Source organism: Nitrosomonas eutropha, assembly GCF_900116685.1.
Classification (GTDB): Bacteria; Pseudomonadota; Gammaproteobacteria; order Burkholderiales; family Nitrosomonadaceae; genus Nitrosomonas; species Nitrosomonas eutropha_A.
The window spans coordinates 81,900-100,837 of sequence record NZ_FPBL01000002.1; the positions used below are offsets into that span (position 1 = coordinate 81,900).

General features: G+C 48.2%; 14 protein-coding genes and 3 tRNA genes. 2 read left to right on the forward strand and 15 right to left on the reverse strand.

The window, feature by feature from the left end; all coding sequences use genetic code 11:
• Window positions 1-2: 2 nt before the first annotated feature.
• The 7 genes from ilvC to BM331_RS12135 all read right to left on the reverse strand — a co-directional run bounded on the left by ilvC (window position 3) and on the right by BM331_RS12135 (window position 10,220).
• On the reverse strand, window positions 3-1,019 hold the full coding sequence (ilvC, locus tag BM331_RS03070; protein ID WP_074926969.1) for a ketol-acid reductoisomerase: 1,017 nt from the start codon (window positions 1,017-1,019) through the stop codon (window positions 3-5).
• A gap of 87 nt (window positions 1,020-1,106) precedes the next feature.
• Complete coding sequence (ilvN, locus tag BM331_RS03075; RefSeq protein ID WP_074926971.1) at window positions 1,107-1,598, reverse strand: acetolactate synthase small subunit; 492 nt, start codon at window positions 1,596-1,598, stop codon at window positions 1,107-1,109.
• Window positions 1,599-1,602: 4 nt separating this feature from the next.
• Window positions 1,603-3,306: an acetolactate synthase 3 catalytic subunit gene (locus BM331_RS03080; RefSeq protein ID WP_074926973.1), complete on the reverse strand. Its 1,704-nt coding sequence runs from the start codon at window positions 3,304-3,306 to the stop codon at window positions 1,603-1,605.
• 326 nt (window positions 3,307-3,632) lie between these two features.
• Window positions 3,633-5,084 carry a metalloprotease TldD gene (gene tldD / locus BM331_RS03085; protein WP_074926974.1) on the reverse strand — a complete coding sequence of 484 codons (1,452 nt, stop codon included), beginning with the start codon at window positions 5,082-5,084 and terminating at the stop codon, window positions 3,633-3,635.
• Window positions 5,085-5,208: 124 nt separating this feature from the next.
• Window positions 5,209-6,072, reverse strand: coding sequence for a carbon-nitrogen hydrolase family protein (locus tag BM331_RS03090; protein ID WP_074926976.1), 864 nt, complete (start codon window positions 6,070-6,072; stop codon window positions 5,209-5,211).
• A 208-nt stretch (window positions 6,073-6,280) separates the two neighbouring features.
• Window positions 6,281-10,114 (reverse strand): YhdP family protein, encoded by a 3,834-nt coding sequence (locus BM331_RS03095; protein WP_442753232.1) that lies wholly within the window; start codon window positions 10,112-10,114, stop codon window positions 6,281-6,283.
• Complete coding sequence (locus tag BM331_RS12135) at window positions 10,047-10,220, reverse strand: hypothetical protein (RefSeq protein WP_256214792.1); 174 nt, start codon at window positions 10,218-10,220, stop codon at window positions 10,047-10,049. The genes BM331_RS03095 and BM331_RS12135 overlap by 68 nt, the downstream gene beginning before the upstream one ends.
• A gap of 187 nt (window positions 10,221-10,407) precedes the next feature.
• Between BM331_RS12135 and glnE the strand changes: the two genes are divergently transcribed.
• Window positions 10,408-13,197: a bifunctional [glutamate--ammonia ligase]-adenylyl-L-tyrosine phosphorylase/[glutamate--ammonia-ligase] adenylyltransferase gene (gene glnE / locus BM331_RS03100; protein WP_074926980.1), complete on the forward strand. Its 2,790-nt coding sequence runs from the start codon at window positions 10,408-10,410 to the stop codon at window positions 13,195-13,197.
• A 39-nt stretch (window positions 13,198-13,236) separates the two neighbouring features.
• Here glnE and BM331_RS03105 read toward each other — a convergent pair.
• The 3 genes from BM331_RS03105 to BM331_RS03115 form a co-directional block, all read right to left on the reverse strand.
• Window positions 13,237-13,312 (reverse strand) — tRNA-His (locus tag BM331_RS03105).
• 51 nt (window positions 13,313-13,363) lie between these two features.
• Window positions 13,364-13,440: transfer RNA gene (locus BM331_RS03110), tRNA-Arg, on the reverse strand.
• Between the two features lie 44 nt (window positions 13,441-13,484).
• Window positions 13,485-13,561 (reverse strand) — tRNA-Pro (locus tag BM331_RS03115).
• Between the two features lie 206 nt (window positions 13,562-13,767).
• On the opposite strand from BM331_RS03115, the gene BM331_RS03120 reads away from it, so the two are divergent.
• On the forward strand, window positions 13,768-15,009 hold the full coding sequence (locus tag BM331_RS03120) for an exonuclease SbcCD subunit D C-terminal domain-containing protein (RefSeq protein WP_074926982.1): 1,242 nt from the start codon (window positions 13,768-13,770) through the stop codon (window positions 15,007-15,009).
• Between the two features lie 262 nt (window positions 15,010-15,271).
• Here BM331_RS03120 and BM331_RS03125 read toward each other — a convergent pair whose 3' ends face one another.
• From BM331_RS03125 to BM331_RS03145, 5 genes are all read right to left on the reverse strand, one after another.
• On the reverse strand, window positions 15,272-15,919 hold the full coding sequence (locus BM331_RS03125; RefSeq protein WP_074926985.1) for a 3'-5' exonuclease: 648 nt from the start codon (window positions 15,917-15,919) through the stop codon (window positions 15,272-15,274).
• Window positions 15,920-16,015: 96 nt separating this feature from the next.
• Window positions 16,016-17,179 carry an ATP-dependent helicase gene (locus tag BM331_RS03130; protein ID WP_074926987.1) on the reverse strand — a complete coding sequence of 388 codons (1,164 nt, stop codon included), beginning with the start codon at window positions 17,177-17,179 and terminating at the stop codon, window positions 16,016-16,018.
• The gene (locus tag BM331_RS03135; RefSeq protein ID WP_143100919.1) at window positions 17,179-17,556 is read right to left on the reverse strand and encodes a hypothetical protein; all 378 of its coding nucleotides are present in this window, start codon (window positions 17,554-17,556) and stop codon (window positions 17,179-17,181) included. Before BM331_RS03135 ends, BM331_RS03130 begins: the two co-directional genes overlap by 1 nt.
• Complete coding sequence (locus tag BM331_RS03140; RefSeq protein WP_074926991.1) at window positions 17,508-17,909, reverse strand: ATP-dependent nuclease; 402 nt, start codon at window positions 17,907-17,909, stop codon at window positions 17,508-17,510. The genes BM331_RS03135 and BM331_RS03140 overlap by 49 nt, the downstream gene beginning before the upstream one ends.
• Window positions 17,875-18,906 carry an AAA family ATPase gene (locus tag BM331_RS03145; RefSeq protein WP_074926993.1) on the reverse strand — a complete coding sequence of 344 codons (1,032 nt, stop codon included), beginning with the start codon at window positions 18,904-18,906 and terminating at the stop codon, window positions 17,875-17,877. Before BM331_RS03145 ends, BM331_RS03140 begins: the two co-directional genes overlap by 35 nt.
• Window positions 18,907-18,938 lie beyond the last annotated feature (32 nt).

The window sequence follows — 18,938 nt, forward strand, 5'->3', positions numbered from 1 at the left end:
ACTCAGTTCTTCGCTTGATCAACCAGTTTGTTTTTCTTTATCCACGGCATCATGTCACGCAATCTGGAGCCGACTGTTTCAATCGAATGTTCGGAAGCAAGACGGCGACTCGATTTAAGTACAGGTGCACCAGCACGGTGCTCCAGAATAAATTCACGAGCATATTCACCCGTCTGAATTTCGCGCAGAATCTTGCGCATTTCATTGCGGGTTGCTTCAGTAATAATACGAGGGCCTCTGGATACATCACCGTATTCTGCATTATTTGATACGGAATAACGCATGTTGGCGATACCGCCTTCATAGATCAGATCTACTATCAGCTTGACTTCATGCAGGCATTCAAAATAGGCCATTTCCGGTGCGTAACCGGCTTCTACCAGGGTTTCAAATCCTGCCTGAATCAGTGATGTTAATCCACCGCACAACACCACCTGCTCACCAAACAAATCGGTTTCCGTTTCTTCCTTGAAAGTAGTTTCAATGACACCGCCACGAGTACCACCATTTGCGGCAGCATAAGAAAGTGCCAGATCACGCGCCTTACCAGACTTATCCTGATGAACAGCGATGAGAGATGGGACCCCTCCTCCTTGAGTATAAGTGGAACGCACCAGATGGCCAGGCCCCTTAGGCGCAATCATGATGATATCCAAATCTTCACGAGGGATGATCTGTCCGTAATGAATGTTGAAACCATGTGCAAAAGCCAGTGTGGCGTTTTTCTTCAGTGCCGGCTCAACTTCAGTCTGATAGATCGATGCCATCTGCTCATCCGGTAACAACAGCATGACAACATCGGCATCCTTGACCGCCTCACTAACTTCCTTCACAGTCAAACCAGCCTTTTTTGCTTTATCCCACGATGCTCCATCCTTACGCAGACCAATGACAACCTCGACTCCCGAATCATTCAGATTGTTAGCGTGCGCATGTCCTTGTGAACCATAACCGATAATGGCAATTTTCTTTTTCTTGATGAGGGACAGATCCGCATCTTTATCGTAATAGACTTTCATTATTTTCCTTCCTGAGTGTTTATGCAGCCACATCAGCAGATGAGCTATTGATGAAATCAGAATCTACCGACAGATTCCGGTAAAAATTTATAGCTTTAAAATCCGTTCTCCGCGGCCGAGACCTGACACACCTGTTCTGGCTATTTCCAGAATCAGATTGCGATCTATTGCCTGCAAGAAACCATCCAGTTTTGCTCTGGTACCCGTAAGTTCTATGGTGTAGATTTTATTTGTAACATCAATGATATTGCCCCGAAATATATCAACAAGTCGCTTCATCTCCTCACGATCCTTATCTACCGCCCTTACCTTTACCAGCATGAGTTCTCGCTCAACATAACCCTCATCGCTCAAATCAATCAGCTTGACAACTTCTATCAATTTGTTGAGCTGCTTGGTAATCTGTTCGACAATTTCTTCAGGGCCATTCGTGACCAGCGTCATACGAGATAATGTCGGATCTTCAGTAGGAGCAACAGACAGGGATTCAATATTGTAACCACGGGCAGAAAACAAGCCGGCTACTCGCGATAGTGCGCCAGCCTCATTTTCCATTAACAAAGAAATAATATGTCGCATACTGTTATACCAGAATCATTTCGGATAGACCTTTGCCACCGGGCACCATAGGAAAAACATTCTCGGTCTGGTCTGTAATAAAATCTATGAATACAAGCTGCTCATCCAGCTTGAAGGCTTCTTTGAGCGTACCTTCAATGTCTTCCGGTTTATCAATTCGCATGCCGACATGCCCATAACTTTCAGCCAGCTTAACAAAATCAGGTAACGCATCCACATAGGATTCAGCATAGCGGTTGCCGTGGAAAAACTCCTGCCACTGCCGCACCATTCCCATGTAGCGATTATTAAGATTGATGATTTTGATGGGCAGGTGATATTGTTTACAAGTAGATAATTCTTGTATACACATCTGAATACTTGCCTCCCCGGTAATACAGGCCACCCTGCTTCCTGGGTTGGCCATTTGCACACCCATTGCAGCAGGCAAGCCGAATCCCATCGTACCCAGACCTCCTGAATTGATCCAGCGGCGTGGCTTATCAAATTTATAAAACTGTGCTGCCCACATTTGATGCTGCCCAACATCGGATGTAATAAAGGCATCCCCACCGGTTATTTCATACAACTTTTCAACCACCATCTGGGGTTTAATGATATTAGCTGCCCGATCATATTTCAGACAATCTCGTGCACGCCACAGCTCAATCTGTTCCCACCATTTAAGCAGCGCATTAGCATCTGTTGTTTCCCTGCCAGCCTTGAGCAACATGTTCAGCTCTTTTAATACTGCCGATACACCGCCCACAATAGGAACATCCACTTTGACACGTTTGGAAATTGATGATGGGTCGATATCAATATGGATAATTTTCCTTTCTTCATTACAGAAATGTTTGGGATTCCCGATAACCCGATCATCAAAGCGGGCGCCTACTGCGATCAGCACATCGCAATATTGCATAGCCATGTTTGCCTCGTAGGTACCATGCATACCCAGCATTCCGACAAACTGCTGATCAGTTGATGGGTAACCACCTAACCCCATGAGTGTACCGGTGCATGGAAAATTCAGCGTCCGTACGAATTCCGTTAATTCTGTTGCCGCATTATCCAGAATCACCCCCCCCCCAAAATAGACCATGGGGCGTTTTGCTTCCAGAATCATCTGGATGGCTTTTTTAATCTGCTGAACATCTCCGGTAACTACTGGAGTGTAGGAGCGCAGTGAAATACTGGCAGGATAATTAAATTCGGCTTTTTGCTGCGTAACATCCTTGGGTATATCCACTAAAACGGGCCCAGGACGTCCTGTTGATGCAATATAAAAAGCTTTTTTGATCGTGGTGGCCAGCTCTGCCACGTCTTTCACCAGAAAGTTATGTTTAACACAGGGGCGCGTAATCCCCACTGTGTCCACTTCCTGGAACGCATCCTGGCCAATGGCAGCCGTTGGTACCTGCCCGCTGATAATCACCATTGGAATCGAATCCATAAAGGCGGTAGCAATGCCCGTTACAGCATTCGTAACGCCTGGGCCAGATGTAACCAAAGCCACGCCTACTTTATTGCTGGAACGTGCATAGCCATCTGCTGCGTGAAGCGCAGCCTGCTCATGGCGAACCAGAACATGCTTGATTTTATCTTGCTTGAACAATTCATCGTACAGGAACAACACGGCACCACCAGGATAACCAAAAATATGACTTACCCCTTCCTCCTGCAGACAGCGTATTGTGATTTCAGCACCTGTCAATTCAGTACTCATACCAGGAAATTCCCAGATTTAAAATAATTTTTTTCATCTTGTAATTAAAACCAATGCCAATACTCTCTTTATACCGTTTGCCGATTACAAAGCAATAAAGCACTATTGTATGACCCGCACTCAGGGCTCGAAATTAAACAGTAATACAGAAAAAAAACGCCGCTGCCCTTATCGATCAGAGATAACAAGCTTTCCAGATTTTCCTTGTTGGCTGCAAAATACGCAAGACGTGAGATAAACAATATCCAAACCATACTACTTGGATTATATATTTACTTCTCGTAAATATCTCCAGTAAAACACGCAGATAATACCAGCACGCACAACTATCCGCTTGTCCCCCCAACCGTTAAGCCATCCACCCGCAAAGTTGGCTGCCCAACACCGACCGGAACACTTTGCCCCTCCTTACCACACGAGCCGACTCCGGGGTCCAGAGCCATATCATTACCAATCATGGAAACGCGAGTCAGTACATCGGGGCCGTTACCAATTAGAGTAGCCCCTTTCACCGGATAGGTAATTTTACCATTTTCAATCATGTAGGCTTCTGCAGCAGAAAATACAAACTTGCCACTGGTGATATCAACCTGTCCGCCTCCAAAATTAGCGGCGTACAAACCATGTTTGACAGAAGCAATGATCTCTTCCGGATCTTTGTCTCCATTCAGCATGCAGGTGTTAGTCATGCGCGGCATAGGGATATGAGCAAATGATTCACGCCGGCCATTACCAGTAACAGGTTGATTCATCAACCGGGCATTTAAATTATCCTGAAGGTAACCTTTAAGCATACCATCTTCAATTAATACAGTGCATTGTGTCGGATTACCTTCATCATCGATATTCAGTGACCCGCGACGATCACGTATCGTGCCATCATCGACCACCGTCACTCCCGGCGCAGCAACTCGTTCCCCGATACGCCCAGAGAAAGCTGAACTTCCCTTGCGGTTAAAATCTGCCTCAAGACCATGGCCAATTGCTTCATGCAGCAAAATACCCGGCCACCCATTACCCAGCACAACCGTCATACTTCCTGCTGGAGCTGGTTTCGAAACCAGATTTGTTATCGCCTGATGAACAGCCTTGTGCGCATAATCCTGCAACACTGCATCAGTAAAATAACCATAGTCAAAACGTCCGCCACCCCCAGCAACACCCTGCTCCCGCTGACCGCTTTCTTCAACTATAACCTGCAAGGATACCCTCACCAGAGGCCGTACATCAGCAGCGAGCAAACCATCGCTGCGTGCAACCATAATTACTTCGTACTCTCCTGCCAACGATGCCATGACCTGAATAACCCGTTTATCCAGTGCGCGCGCAAATTCTTCCAGCCGCTCGAGTAACCTGATCTTGTCAGCATCCTGACAAAGCGCGATGGGATCCAGTGACGGATAATACAATGCCTGTCGAGTAATATTTCCTGACAAACCCATTATACGTGCCTGCTTCTCACTGCCTTGGGCAGCAATCGCGCGTGTGGCACGAGCTGCGGAAATCAGAGCCTGACTGCTGATGTCGTCCGAATAGGCAAAAGCAGTTTTCTCACCACTGATTGCTCGCACCCCGACTCCCTGGTCGATGCTAAAGCTGCCTGATTTGACGATGCCCTCTTCCAGCACCCAGCCCTCCGACCGGCTATACTGAAAATAAATGTCAGCATAATCAACTCGATGGGAAAGAATATGGCCAAATACATCCTGCAACCTGATTGTATTCAACTCATACGGGGCCAGCAAGTACTGATCAGCTATCGCAAATGAATCCATCATTCCAGAAATAAATTCTCTTTAGTAAAGCGGGTAAACAAATAAACCGCTGCTACAAGGCATGCAATGAAGGCAGCCTGTAGAAAAATTAGAGTAACGTACAGAGTCAGACCAGATCTATATTTTCTCAGCAGGCAAGCAGACACCGATGTTCCAGTGCAGGCAGGCTCGCTCGAACGCTTGACTGATATACGCGATCTATTTCTGCGAACACTACTCCGGCCCCACGCGGAAGACGATCAATAATTACTCCCCATGGATCAACAATCATACTGTCACCGTTGGTTTCACGCCCGTTCACATGGAATCCTCCCTGCGCTGGCGCAATCAGATAAGCCTGATTCTCAATCGCACGGGCTCGAATAAGTGTCTCCCAGTGAGCTTTTCCGGTAATGGCGGTAAACGCAGCAGGCGCCAAAATGATATCCACTTTGCCCATCATGCGGTATAGCTCAGGAAAACGCAGATCGTAGCAAATGGACAACCCCATACGGCCAAAGGGCGAGTCAATTGCAACCACCCGATTACCTGCGTCAATCGTTCTTTCCTCAGCGAAATTCTCGTTACCCAGTGACAATCCGAACAGGTGAATTTTATCGTATCGCGCCACCTGCTGACCATGTTCATCGTATACCAGACAGCTGTTGTACACCTTATTGGAAAAAGGTGAAACTAAAGGTACTGACCCTCCTGCCAGCCAGATACCAAATCGTTTGGCAGTTGCGCTCAGAAAATTCTGGACTTCCCCTTCTCCAGGATTTTCACGCACCGCCAACTTGTCGGTATCCTTCATCCCCATGATACAGAAATATTCCGGTAATACCACCAGTTGCGCTCCCTTTGTAGCGGCCTCTTCAATCAGACGAAAAGCTTCCTCAAGATTGGCTGTTACACTGGGACCAGAGGCCATCTGTACGGCTGCCACCCGCACTTTAGAATCAGCACCTGAACTGGGAAAAGTAGTCGGTTCAACATTTATACTAGTCGACATAGTTCTTCCCTCTCTTGTATTCAATCAATATTGTCAAGCTGCCTATGTTCAGCTTTCCTTTCTCTTCAAGTTTATTTTGCCCCGGATTTATATTTCTAATTTAATGACGAGAGCGTAAATATCAGGTCTTTTCACAATTGTTATTGTACCTGACCTGCTTAAACCCGAATAATCGTACCTTGTTTCATATTAAAAATTACATCATGACTTATGGCTGTTCAATTCTCGGCTGTCTAACCTGATTCTCTTCCTCATCCAGCCTGATTACAACCGGATCACTCCAGCTCCCGGTTATGGCATATTCATTAAGCAGCACCCGGCCAAAAGGATCTTGCAGCGTTCCCGAAGCGATCATGGCAGCAATTCCAGCAATGGGTGTTACTAATCCAAATGAGGGAAATACTTTCAAATTTAAGGCCTGAGTCTCATTTACCAGATTCCATTCCCCGCTCACGACAAGTTCGGCCGAACTCCCCATAATATATAAACCATCAGTCGCAGCAATGCCGCTCCGGATAGCAACATGACCGCCAAGTTCATCAAAGCCAAATCCTTTACCAAATACATCATAAAAATCCAACGTCAATCGGCGAGGTAAAGATTTCAGGTCAAAAACCCCCAATAATCTGCCGATACCAGGCTTCAATTCTGTGAATTGCCCATACCGGGCATCCAACTGCAGATTACCAGATAGCGTTGGAAAATCGATTGAGAACGGCTTACCTGCCCATTCCAGATTACCTGTCATCGCCCCTTCCCCACGAGCGACACGGCCTGGATAGCCATGGCGCTTAAGAAATTTCCCGATATTGCCTGATTGCAACTGAATATGGCTAAACACCCGGTAAGGTGGCCTGTGATTTTCCCACAATCCACTGGCCTGCAATGTACTATCTGGATGTCTAATATCCAAATTCTCCACCTGCCAGCCATTCTGCTTTTGTACAGCACTCAATTTCATCTGACCCAGCAACGCACTATCCACGATCAGTTCATCGGCCTCAATATCCACAGCTGGCCAATCTCCAGGGGCATCAAGATTGTGCTGTAACAATGCGGACTCAGGTGCGTCCTTCGGCATAATTAATCTGCTCAGGCGCGCCGCCACTTTCTGTGGGGATGTTGCATGCCAGTCTATTTTACCGGCGACTTCACGGCTGGAAACCTGCATTTTCCAGACATCACTCTGTCTGTCGATGACAAGGTGGGCATCATTGAAATAGCTGGATAGAAACTCAAGCTGCCCAATTCGCAAATCAAACTGCACCGGCCCGGTCAGAATATTATCCAATCCACGTGCGGTACGGTCGATCGAAACATCCGCTTCTGCATGTCTTCGGAACAATTCCCGCCACTGATCCCATTCCAATCTGGAAACAGCACCTTCAATCCGGGTAATCTGATCCTGTGGCAGCACTCCTCTTCCACCAAAGTGGATGATGCCGCGTACCGGATGGTAATGATGCACAGCCTCATGAACACGCTGAAATTCCGCAGTAACAATATCCCCGTAGCGCAAACGGGTATGATCGTCATGCGGCCAGGTAAAATATTTTTCCAGACTCAACGGAACAACCTTCTCCGCTGTTTTAGACAGAGGAGCCGGCAACGTAAGTTCCACACCCTTCAGGGAAGATTCGATCACGATGCTGGCTTTATTATGCTCGATATCCATTCCAAACTGCCAATCGGTACTACCTCGCATAAATTGTGTCCACAACTGTGACAAATTCACGGGTTCAGTTGCGATTCTGTCCGACTGAAAGCGATCAAAATCAGCTCGTCCGCTTGCAGTAATATGCATACCTCCTTCAGGAGTAGAGACAGAGGATATCTCGACTGGCCCACCCAGTACTTTGGCACGAATCCCCTCCAGTACCATGCTGGTATCAGTAAAAACCAATGATCCATTAACCTGATAAAAATCAGGAATATAGCGGTCAAAATTGATCCGGTTATCCATAAATTGGTAGCGCCCCTGCATCCTGGCAATAGAAAATTTTTTCCGGGCAACTGACAAAGAAACATCTGCCTGCAATCGTCCTTTTCCGGAAAATACAGCCTGATTTAATAACTCGCCAACATGTTGATCTACATCTGCCTTGCGCAACAAAGTAGCTATTTCACCACTTTCACCCTCCGCCAGACCTCTTATCCTGATTTTTGGTTGTTCTGCATACAGATCACCGGATTGCAGTGTGAATTTTTGCAACTTGATACCAGCAATATCGGCAGAAGAAAGTGACATATCCAGAACGCCATCCTGTAGCGAGACATATCCTGCCATGCCGGAAATTTCCGGCCAGTCACCGGGGAGTTTGATAGTAGCATTGCCAATATCCGTTTCTGCACGAATGGATAACCTGTTCTTTTTATCAGCTGATTGGCTATTTAATGTACCCTTGATATGAAGCCTTGCATCATGCAGCCGCCCTGAGATGACAGCTTTGCTGATCTCGCTCACCACAGTTTCATCGGTCATCCAGGCGATATATTGACCAAAAAGAGGTATGTCGGCTTGTGACAAATATCCGGTCAAATCTATCTGCCCGGGTAAATTACCATTAAAAGCATAGCTCCCCTGAAGTGCCCCATTCCCTGCACCGCTCGTGAAAATAATATCGTTGAATTTCAGCCGAGCTGTTTCATGACCGTGCACAGTTTCCCAATCTACTCGCCCATTCAAAGCATCCAATCGTAATTTTTCTTCTGGTTGCTGCGTCTTACGAAGTTCCATATTCTTCGAAGACAGAAACAGGGAGCCGCCTGTTTCTGTCATGTTGATGATCCCGCTGGCACCGCTGAATGCAGGGTATTTATCAAGTGACTGCACAGCAAGATCACTGAAGGCGGCATTTGCTTTGAAGGATGATTTTTCGGACCAATTGCCCTGCCATTCGAGATTTACATGTTTTACTATGCCGCGAGGGGATACTTCAGATAAGAATTTATATAACGTGTTTTCTGGTGGCAGGCTGGTGGCAAGTCTGGTCAGTACATTCAAGTCGAACTTTTCTACCTGCAATCTGTATTCCGGCAGATCACTGTCTTTGTGATTGCGCACATGCCATAACGCTGCAACTGGTTCAACAAGGGGCAAACCCTTCAACTCAACACTTAAATCACGTACAAACCACTGTTCATCTGTACCCTGTGCATCTTCTGTTTTACTCCACCCGCTACGACCATACAAATGATCTATTTCCAACAGAGGTAAATGTTGCACAAAACGAATAGCTGTTTCTCGCAGATTGATATCAGCCACCCAGTGGGAGAGATTACCAGCACTAATATCCATCCAGGTACGCACACTGCCTTGCCCATGTTTAAACGTCAGATCAGCTGGCAATGTCATCCATTCTTGCCAGTTCCCCAGATCAAAATCCTGCAACTGGACGAACAGACGCCCTTGCCACGCTGATAGCGCCTGCACAGAATCACCAATCAGATCTCCACGAATATCCACCTTGGAAAACAGTGGGCCAGATGATTGTGCCCGTAACCCGAATTGATGACGCTTGCCTCCTTGCCTGTTCCGCAGAAGCAGATTGACAGATTCAAAATAATGTACAGCGCCAAATCGCAAATCATCCTGCCAGTAGATAATCGCCTGCTTAACCACCAGGCGCTGCTGGCGTAGCAGCCAGTCAAAGAATCCACTTTCCTGCCGATCCCCACCCAAGGTGATGCCTGCAATATGTAACAAGCCCTCCGCATCCCGGCGCGTTACCAAAGCAGGTCGATCAATTACAATTTCGTGAAAATTAAGTTCGCCACGCAGCATTGATCGCCATGAAACTGTGCCTTCAATTTCTGGAAAAATTAATACCGGATGGCCTTGCTGATTGTGCACACTAACGCCTTGCATCAACAAATGTGGACGCAATCCATCCCAGTTGGCCTGGATAACATCAATTTGCACTGGTTGCCCGGCAACACGGGTGATTGCTGCAGCAATATCAGAACGGTAATTGTCAATATCTGGCAAAATCCAGTAACGTAACGCGAGCAGCACCAGGCAAAGAAATATTACGCCGGTCAGAAGACATCTGCTCGCCCAGCCCAAGCAGATCACACAATAATGCAAGAAGTAACGCGACATAAACCGACTCAATACAAAGAAAAAGCTGATTCCCGGAATATTTCATCCGTTACCTGAAATTTAGTTTCCATTTAAGAAATAACAGTCTTTACACCCTTCAACGGGATATCATTTCCGTAAAATCATGCACTACAGTAAAAACAAAGCATTTTATGCGAAGCGATCAACAAATCCGTAATACATCGAAGCAACAAAATCAGCAGTAATAACTTGTCGCGTAACCACTATCTTATATGACGACACCGGTCAGTACATCCCGTGCAGCTTCCATTGTCAGCAGTATTCTGCCTTATAGCCGATACTTGAAACGAATACTGGAAAATGAATCCGAGCTTCAACAAGAACTTCTGGAGCAATTACACAGCTCCTTTACACGGGAAGAAATGCTTGGTTTTCTGCAAGATTCCACAGCACGCCTAATAGATGAGGCAGATTTACACCGTTTATTGCGTCAACTGCGCAAGCGCGTCATTCTCCGATTGGCTACACGCGATCTGGCCGGGCTGGCTGATCTGAGCGAAGTCATGGCAACCATGACGGCTCTAGCTGATGTAACAATCCAGTTTTCACTCGAATTTCTCCATGCAGCAATGGCACAACCCGGACACTTTGGTAAACCAACAGGAGAAAAAACCGGTACAGAGCAACAATTGCTGATTGTCGCCATGGGAAAACTGGGTGGGGGCGAACTCAATGTATCCTCTGATGTGGATTTGGTTTTTATCTATCCCGAAGATGGCGAAACAGATGGCAGAAAATCCATTACCAATCATGAATTTTTTGTCAGACTCGGACGAAAGCTGATTGCCAGCCTGAATGATTATACCGTGGACGGTTATGTATTTCGTGTCGATATGCGGCTGCGTCCGTATGGTGAAAACAGCCCGCTCGCTATCAGCCTACCCATGCTTGAAGACTATTTTGTCACACAGGGCCGCGAATGGGAGCGCCACGCCTGGATCAAAAGTCGCGTAATCACCGGCTCATCAATCGCTGAAGCAGCGTTGATGGAACTGATCGTGCGCCCTTTTGTATTTCGCAAATACCTGGATTTTGAGGCCTATGAGGCGATGCGCAGCCTGCATACACAACTGCGCAAAGAAGTAGATCGACGCGAGCTGCACGATAATATCAAGCTGGGCCCCGGCGGTATTCGTGAAATTGAATTTATTACCCAGGTATTCCAGTTAATCCGGGGAGGACGGGATGCCGATCTGTGTATTCGCCCTACACTTGGCGTTTTGCAGCGATTAAAGCAGAAACAGCCTCTCCCTGAACAGACAGTAGAGGAGCTGATTGAAGCCTATTACTTTCTGCGCAAGCTCGAACACCGCCTGCAATATCTGGATGACCAGCAAACTCAAAATCTGCCACAACATTCGGATGATCAGATACTGGTTGCAAAAAGTATGGGATTTACCGACTATAGCGGTTTTCTCAAACACCTTGATCTGCATCGCCAGAATGTTACCCGTCATTTTGAACAAATTTTTGCAGTCCGCCGCAAAGCTATAAAGCTTGGCACATTCGCCCGGATCAGACCCGAGCAAACCAACGACAATGAAATAGTTAAAGCCTTCAGTAATCAACTGAAAACACTGGGATATATTGATCCTGACAAAATTACTGCACGTGTTCAGCAATTTTACGATGGCACCACTTTCCGACAGCTAAGCCACCCTAATCAGGAACGCATCCTGGAATTAATGCCTACATTAATGGAAGTGGTAACTCGATTTCCTCCTGTGGAAATTACGCTGGAACGTATGCTGCAATTACTCGAAAAAATCGGACAATATTCAGCCTACCTTGCTTTATTGCAGGAGTATCCACAAACCCTGCCACGAGTAGCCAAATTGGTCAGCATCAGCCAATGGGCCAGCGATTATCTTGGCAGCCATCCGATTCTGCTGGATGAATTACTCGCCCCATCTGGCCTGCACACCCTGCCAGACTGGCCAGCGCTTAAAACAGAACTTATCCATCAGCTGCATCATGCCAATATACCCAAGGCACAGATAATAGAATGGCAAATGGATGTACTGCGACATTTCCAGCATGCGCAGGTGTTTCGTTTGCTGGCTGTTGATCTCGAAGGAAATTTGTTGCTGGAAACACTCAGCGACCATTTAACCGCACTTGCTGATCTTATTCTTGATAATGTTTTGCAACTCGCCTGGCAGGGATTAAAAAAGAAACACCGGAAATCTCCTGTTTTTGCCATTATCGGCTACGGCAAACTGGGGGGAAAAGAACTGGGTTACGTGTCCGATCTCGATATCGTCTATCTCTACCAGGACAATCACCCTGATGCCATGGAAATTTATACTAAACTTGCTCAGAACATTAATCTATGGCTAACCAGCCACACCTCCGCCGGCGTACTTTATGAGACAGATCTAAGATTGCGTCCGAACGGCACCAGCGGATTGCTGGTCAATTCCATTGAGGCTTTTTCCCTCTATCAGCATGAGCAGGCCTGGGTGTGGGAACATCAGGCACTGACACGAGCGCGCTTTGTTATTGGCGATCATGAAGTGGGCGAAAAATTTGAACAGATACGTAAAAACATCCTTTGCCAACCACGTGATCTGGCAAATCTCAAACGGGAAATTCTGATGATGCGTACAAAAATGCTGGAAGCACACCCGAATCCCACGCCGTTATTTGATGTCAAGCATGATCACGGTGGCATTATCGACGTAGAATTTATTGTGCAATATCTGGTTCTGGGTTACGCCCATCGCTATCCACAATTAACCGGCAACCTTGGTAACATCGCTTTACTCAAGCTTGCTGGGGAACTTGGGCTGACATCTTCTGAGAAAGCAAATACAGCGTTTATCGCCTATCGTGAACTCCGGCGCACACAACATCAACTCCGGCTGAGCGGCATACCTGAAGCCACCGGTACTGCCTTGCCAAAGGATCTATCCCAGAAATTTGCTCGTGTAACGAACGATTATTTAAGCAATGCCAGACGGGCAGTCTTTCAACTGTGGGAAGATGTTTTCGGAACGTAAGGAAATATTGAAATTGCGGGCAACAAAAGCAGGATTTTTTGGGGTGGCTGATGGGACTCGAACCCACGACAACCGGAATCACAATCCGGGACTCTACCAACTGAGCTACAGCCACCATGGATCTTAAAACCAATCTAATCTGATCAAGACAAGATCAGATCTAATTTGGCGTGCCCGACAGGAATCGAACCTGTAACCCCCAGCTTAGAAGGCTGGTGCTCTATCCGGTTGAGCTACGGGCACCTTTACTCAAACCGGGCTCTGGTCCGTATCAACGATACGAAAATTGGTCGGGGTGGAGAGATTTGAACTCCCGACATCCTGGTCCCAAACCAGGCGCGCTACCAGACTACGCTACACCCCGGAAAAGTCGGTTACTATACCGATTAACTAGGAAAGCGTCAATCAGCTGTAATATTTATGTAAAAATAAATTGTCTGAATGACTCACCAGATTAGATCTGGCATTGCACATAGATCAATATAAATACAGGCAACCCTTCAAACATGCACAAGATAGAATTATGGATCTAACTGACATATCCAGTTTCTAACACCTCTTTCAACATCCATGAAAATTCTCCACACATCTGATTGGCATATCGGTAAAACTTTATATAACCGCAAACGGCATGATGAATTTAAAGCCTTTTTTAGCTGGCTGCTCAAAACAATCGAGCAGGAGCAAGTAGATGTGTTGCTGGTAGCAGGAGATATCTTTGATACTAGCACCCCTGGTAATCGTGCACAGCAGATTTATTATCGTTTTCTGCATCACGTTGCGGCTTCCGTTTGTCGGCACGTTGTTATCATCGCTGGGAATCACGATTCACCTTCCTTCCTGAGTGCACCCGGAGAATTACTGAAAACACTAGATGTGCATGTCATCGGCAGTATATCGGGCAATCCTGCCGATGAAGTACTCATTCTCCGTGATACCGAAGGTAATACAGAACTGATTGTTTGTGCCGTACCCCATTTACGAGACCGGGATATTCGTACTGTAGAAGCCGGGGAAAGTGTGGAAGACAAATCCCGCAAACTCATCGAAGGAATACGTGATCATTATGCCGAAGTAGTCAATGCAGCCAGACAACAGCGTGCGGCACTCTCTCCTTCCATCCCAATCATTGCCATGGGACATCTTTTTGTTGCAGGTGGGCAGACCATTGAAGGCGATGGCGTACGGGAACTGTATATCGGATCACTGGCACATATCCCAGCTGGAATTTTTCCACCGGATATTGATTATCTCGCGCTTGGTCACCTGCATGTCCCACAACGAGTAAACAACTCCTCCGTCATGCGCTACAGTGGCTCTCCCCTGCCGATAGGCTTCGGTGAAGCAAATCAGGAAAAAAGTGTATGCCTGATAGAGTTCGATCAGCAAATTCCTGTAGCCAGCCCGACTATCCGACTGATCAACATCCCCATTTTTCAACCGCTTGAACGCATCAAGGGAAATTGGAAGGATATTGCCAGCAGAATCTCCGCACTTACTGCCGAAGATTCTCGTGCTTGGCTGGAAATTATTTATGAGGGTGATGAAATCATTCCTAATTTACAGGAACGCCTGCAATCAGCCATAGAAGGGTCACGGCTTGAAATTCTGCGTATCAAGAATAGCCGCATCATCAGCCAGATGCAGGATCAGATCGACGATAGCGGAACACTGGAAGAACTCAGTGTCAGCGAAGTATTCGAGCAATGTCTGTCAGCCAACGCCATTTCATCAGAACAACAAACAGAACTATGGCACACCTATCGGGAAACTCTCGCCTCCCTCCAGGAAGAGGATACCAATACCGAATGAATATCAGCCACAAACTCATCTAATAAAATCAATCCAGGCAAAATTGTATTGCGATCACTTCTTCAACCCCTCACTTCAAACCGCAGAAAGTCGATAAACTGCCGCGATTTATTGACCTCAACAGGGCTTATCCGGATCTTCCAGCAGGATGCACGGCCCCAGCCCTGGCTGCTTCTTCTTTCCAATCCAAGTAAGTTCAAGTTTTTACTTGCTCATTGATATTTATTCCTCCTCAAAAATTTAGGAAGTTGCTGAAAATCTTTCATTTAGTTACTTCCAGTAAACCCATCTCAAAAAGAAAACGCGAAGATCTCTTGCTCCATCCGTTGTACTTTTCACCATAACTCATTGTCAGAGTCTCAATGGTTCGAGTGATGGCAACAAAGCAGTTACGGCGCTCTTCTTGCATCTCGCGACTGTCATCACCAGCTTTTTTGCTCTGAAAGGACGGCAATTGATCCTCGGCCATACCTACCAGGTACACGTGTTGGAACTCCAGCCCCTTGGAGCTGTGAACCGTCAGGCATCGCACCGCATTGGAGGGTGCCTCTGGCGTCTTGTTCGCCAGTGCAAGCTCTTGTAGGAACTGCCCTAACGGCAACAAGTAAGCATCGTCCTCGCCACCCACTTCACGAAGAATGCCCTGCCACACAGTCCGCTCCGTCGCGTACTCGACGTATTGCTCATTACCGTCGTTTTGGCCCGCTTTCTCCACAGAGTCAAAGTAGGCCAGAGCCGACTGGATGAATTGGGCGTACTGCCATTGCACAAGCGATGCGACAGCTTGACGAAGCTCTTGAGGCACTGCGTCGCTAGCCGCAACCAACGCACCCAGCGCCTCCAGTTGATCACCATTGATCGCCCAAAAAATCCAGCCAGGTCTTCGCCACTGGCGTCTTGCTCGACGCAATCGGATAGCGCCTTCGTGATCGTAGCCGCCAAGTCATCATCAGACCGCACCAACGCCAATTTCAGCGCTGCCACCACAAATCGCAGTGGCGCACTCTCAAACTGCGATTTGCGCCGCTGCACGTGACTTGGAACCGACAGCGCTTCCAGCGCCTGCTGCACCCGCTCCAAGAGCTTGGTGGCGCGCGCCAGGATCACGATGTCCGGTGGACGCGCGCCAACTTTGCAATCGTGCGGCCACCCGCTTGGCGATACCACGGGCCTCCTGCTGATCGTCGTCAAGTGACAGCAGCTCGATGGGGTTGGCACCCGTGCCTGCCTTCATGGAAAGCAAAGGCCTCTTGTCCGGCGAGCGTTCACCGTTATGCACGATGAGCGCATTTGCCAAGTCGACTACTTCAGGCGGGCATCGGTAGTTTTCCGGCAGCTGAATTGTGGTCAGGTCGTAGTGCTGCTCCAGCTCTTTCACTCGCCTCGGACTGGCGCCGTTCCATTGATAAATGACCTGGTCATCATCTCCAACGATGAAGACATTGGCATCCTTGTCGGGCGCGATGGCGCGAAGCATCCGGTACTGCGCAGCATTGGTGACCTGGAACTCATCGACGCAGATATACCGATACACCGTGCGGAGCTGTTTGCTGACGCGCGGTCGCTCGCGCAGCAATTCCTCGCAAAAATAAAGAATGGCACCGTAGTCCAAGCAGTTCTGCTGCCTCAAAAGCTCTTTGTACCGGACAAAAAGCGTCTGCAGCTGCTGGCCCGCCTCCGCATCTTTCAACAGGGTGGGCACCTTGTCGTCAGGTGTCACATTCCTGAGCAGGAACTCAATCGCCGTCAGTGCCTTTTCTGCCGATACGAACTTTGTGAACTCCCCCGCCTTTTCCTCCAGCACTGACTTGACGATGCCAACACGCTCAGCCTCCTCCAGAATTTCAAAATCCGGGCTGAGGCCGAAGTGACTTCCATGCTGGCGCAGGATGTCGGTGGCAAAAGAATGGAATGTCGTCAGCAACACCCGGTCTTTCGCATCGGGAACCAGCGCCAACAAACGTTCCCGCATTTCTGCAGCAGCCTTTCGTGTGAAAGTCAGACAAAGAATGCGGAAAGACTCATCCTGCCCCTGCTCAACCAAACGAGCGACACGCGCAGTCAGCGTTGCAGTTTTTCCTGATCCCGGCCCCGCAAGAACGAACAGAGGCCCAACGTCCCACTGCGCTGCAGCACGTTGATTGGTATTTAGCCGATCTAAAAAATTCATCACTTACCTCCTGCAAGCGCAATAACCGTTGTCAGGCAATCAGCAATTTCTTTGGGAATAGATGCGCTGCCCTTAGTTTTCATCTCTGCGACAACTGCGTGAGCTGCCGAGGGTTTCCCATTATTCGGCAGGCACTGATAGAGCTGCCCCGGATATGCTTCATTGCCTTTTTCAACGGTGATATAACGCTGCCGATTCTGATCGTTCGCATGCTTCTCATAAACATCTATGAATCCATTTCGACATAAGTATGGCTCCACCGGATCTCCATTGGGGAGCAATGTCAAGTGCTCTACCTCTGACCTTCCATTCACGGCGTTGCGTACTATCATCGCAATTTTAATTCCCGCAGCATCACCATCGAAAAAATATGCCATGCGATTCCAAGCGAATCTGCCGCTGAAATAAATGTAGAAAGGCCAACCTGTGCATACTCAACCAAACGTATTGCAGATTGCTCAAGATCAAGACCAAGAACCCTTGCCGAACCACTTAAAAGAATCACGTCAGTTTCGCCCTCAACCAATATCCAGACTCTGGCGAAAAATAGCTCCCCACGAGTTCCGCGAACGAAGTGATCAAATTTCTGCAACTGGCGCTCATCGAGAGTGCCGGATTGAAGCGCTCCTACCTGAACGGCGCTTCCCTTTTTGTATAAACGCCGAATTGAATAGACATCGACCTCCGACAGCAAATCACCAGAGTGCGTGGCCACAAGTTTCTTGTCCATCAATATCTTCAATCGTCTTCCACAACGCCCGCACCGCATTCGGATGCAAATGCGCCTCCGGCTCTTCCAGCGCGACAATGGGTTTGGACTCTTTCACTCCCTGCTTTCTGGCTAGAAAGCGTCGAAGAGCATCAACACCGTCAGGCTCTGGGTACCTTCCCCATGCCTGCCAATCGGCAAGCAGGCACCCGTTGCCGACGCAATGCTGACCTGGGTTCGGTTGAGCATGTCGAACACCTGCGCAGGTACCGCATCGACACTGACCACATCGTGCCCACCCAGCGCCACCAGCTCCTGCACCTTGCCCAAGTGCTCGCGCACACCTTGAAAGTGCCGTGGGCCTCAATGATCTGGGCGTTGATGGCCTCAAGCTGCTTTTCAATGTCGGCCTTGGTCGTCTCATCAATTTGGGAGTTCTTGACGAACGGCGACCAGAACTGCGAGATGCGAGAGAACTCCTTGCCTGCATCACGCACGCAGATAGGTAGAACAGTGGGCGCAATTGCTGCAGGCTGCCCAAACGGCTGCGGTTCTTTGGGGGCAGCGGCTTGCCCGCCGCATCCAGAAAATCGAAGGTGATGTCGATGTCCTGGGTGACCTTGGAATATTCGGCACTCACGCGCAACTGCACGCGGCTACGGTCATCCGGGGGCATCAAGGCAATCACGCCGCTATCACCGCCGAGTTTTTGCTCCACCTCGTCCGACCATTCGCCAGGCGTCGATTCCGCAAAGGTCAGCGTAATGGCAATAGGTGGCGCCGTCGTCGGGTCTGCCGCCCGGCTGTCGAAATGAAGGTCAAACTCGTCAAAGGGTGACGCACGGCCAGAGGAGCGCAGCGTTTGCAGGCATGCGCGCAGGGCATGCAGCACCGTGGTCTTGCCACAGTTGTTCTCGCCGATCAAGATGGTCGTCGACCCTAGATCAAGCTCAAGAGATTTTATTCCACGGTAGTACTCAATTCGCAGCTTAGTTAAAAGCATCACTGAAGCTCCCATTCAATGGTGAACAACGTCTACGCGTCTACCTG

Excerpts from the sequence above, each read along its gene's own strand:
- BM331_RS03090 (WP_074926976.1), bottom strand. The coding sequence starts at position 6,072 with ATGTCGACTAGTATAAATGTTGAACCGACTACTTTTCCCAGTTCAGGT.
- glnE (WP_074926980.1), top strand. The coding sequence starts at position 10,408 with ATGACGACACCGGTCAGTACATCCCGTGCAGCTTCCATTGTCAGCAGT.
- BM331_RS03080 (WP_074926973.1), bottom strand. The coding sequence starts at position 3,306 with ATGAGTACTGAATTGACAGGTGCTGAAATCACAATACGCTGTCTGCAG.
- BM331_RS03140 (WP_074926991.1), bottom strand. The coding sequence starts at position 17,909 with ATGGACAAGAAACTTGTGGCCACGCACTCTGGTGATTTGCTGTCGGAG.
- BM331_RS12135 (WP_256214792.1), bottom strand. The coding sequence starts at position 10,220 with ATGAAATATTCCGGGAATCAGCTTTTTCTTTGTATTGAGTCGGTTTAT.
- ilvN (WP_074926971.1), bottom strand. The coding sequence starts at position 1,598 with ATGCGACATATTATTTCTTTGTTAATGGAAAATGAGGCTGGCGCACTA.
- BM331_RS03135 (WP_143100919.1), bottom strand. The coding sequence starts at position 17,556 with ATGGCATATTTTTTCGATGGTGATGCTGCGGGAATTAAAATTGCGATG.
- BM331_RS03130 (WP_074926987.1), bottom strand. The coding sequence starts at position 17,179 with ATGAATTTTTTAGATCGGCTAAATACCAATCAACGTGCTGCAGCGCAG.
- BM331_RS03145 (WP_074926993.1), bottom strand. The coding sequence starts at position 18,906 with ATGGGAGCTTCAGTGATGCTTTTAACTAAGCTGCGAATTGAGTACTAC.
- BM331_RS03120 (WP_074926982.1), top strand. The coding sequence starts at position 13,768 with ATGAAAATTCTCCACACATCTGATTGGCATATCGGTAAAACTTTATAT.
- tldD (WP_074926974.1), bottom strand. The coding sequence starts at position 5,084 with ATGATGGATTCATTTGCGATAGCTGATCAGTACTTGCTGGCCCCGTAT.
- ilvC (WP_074926969.1), bottom strand. The coding sequence starts at position 1,019 with ATGAAAGTCTATTACGATAAAGATGCGGATCTGTCCCTCATCAAGAAA.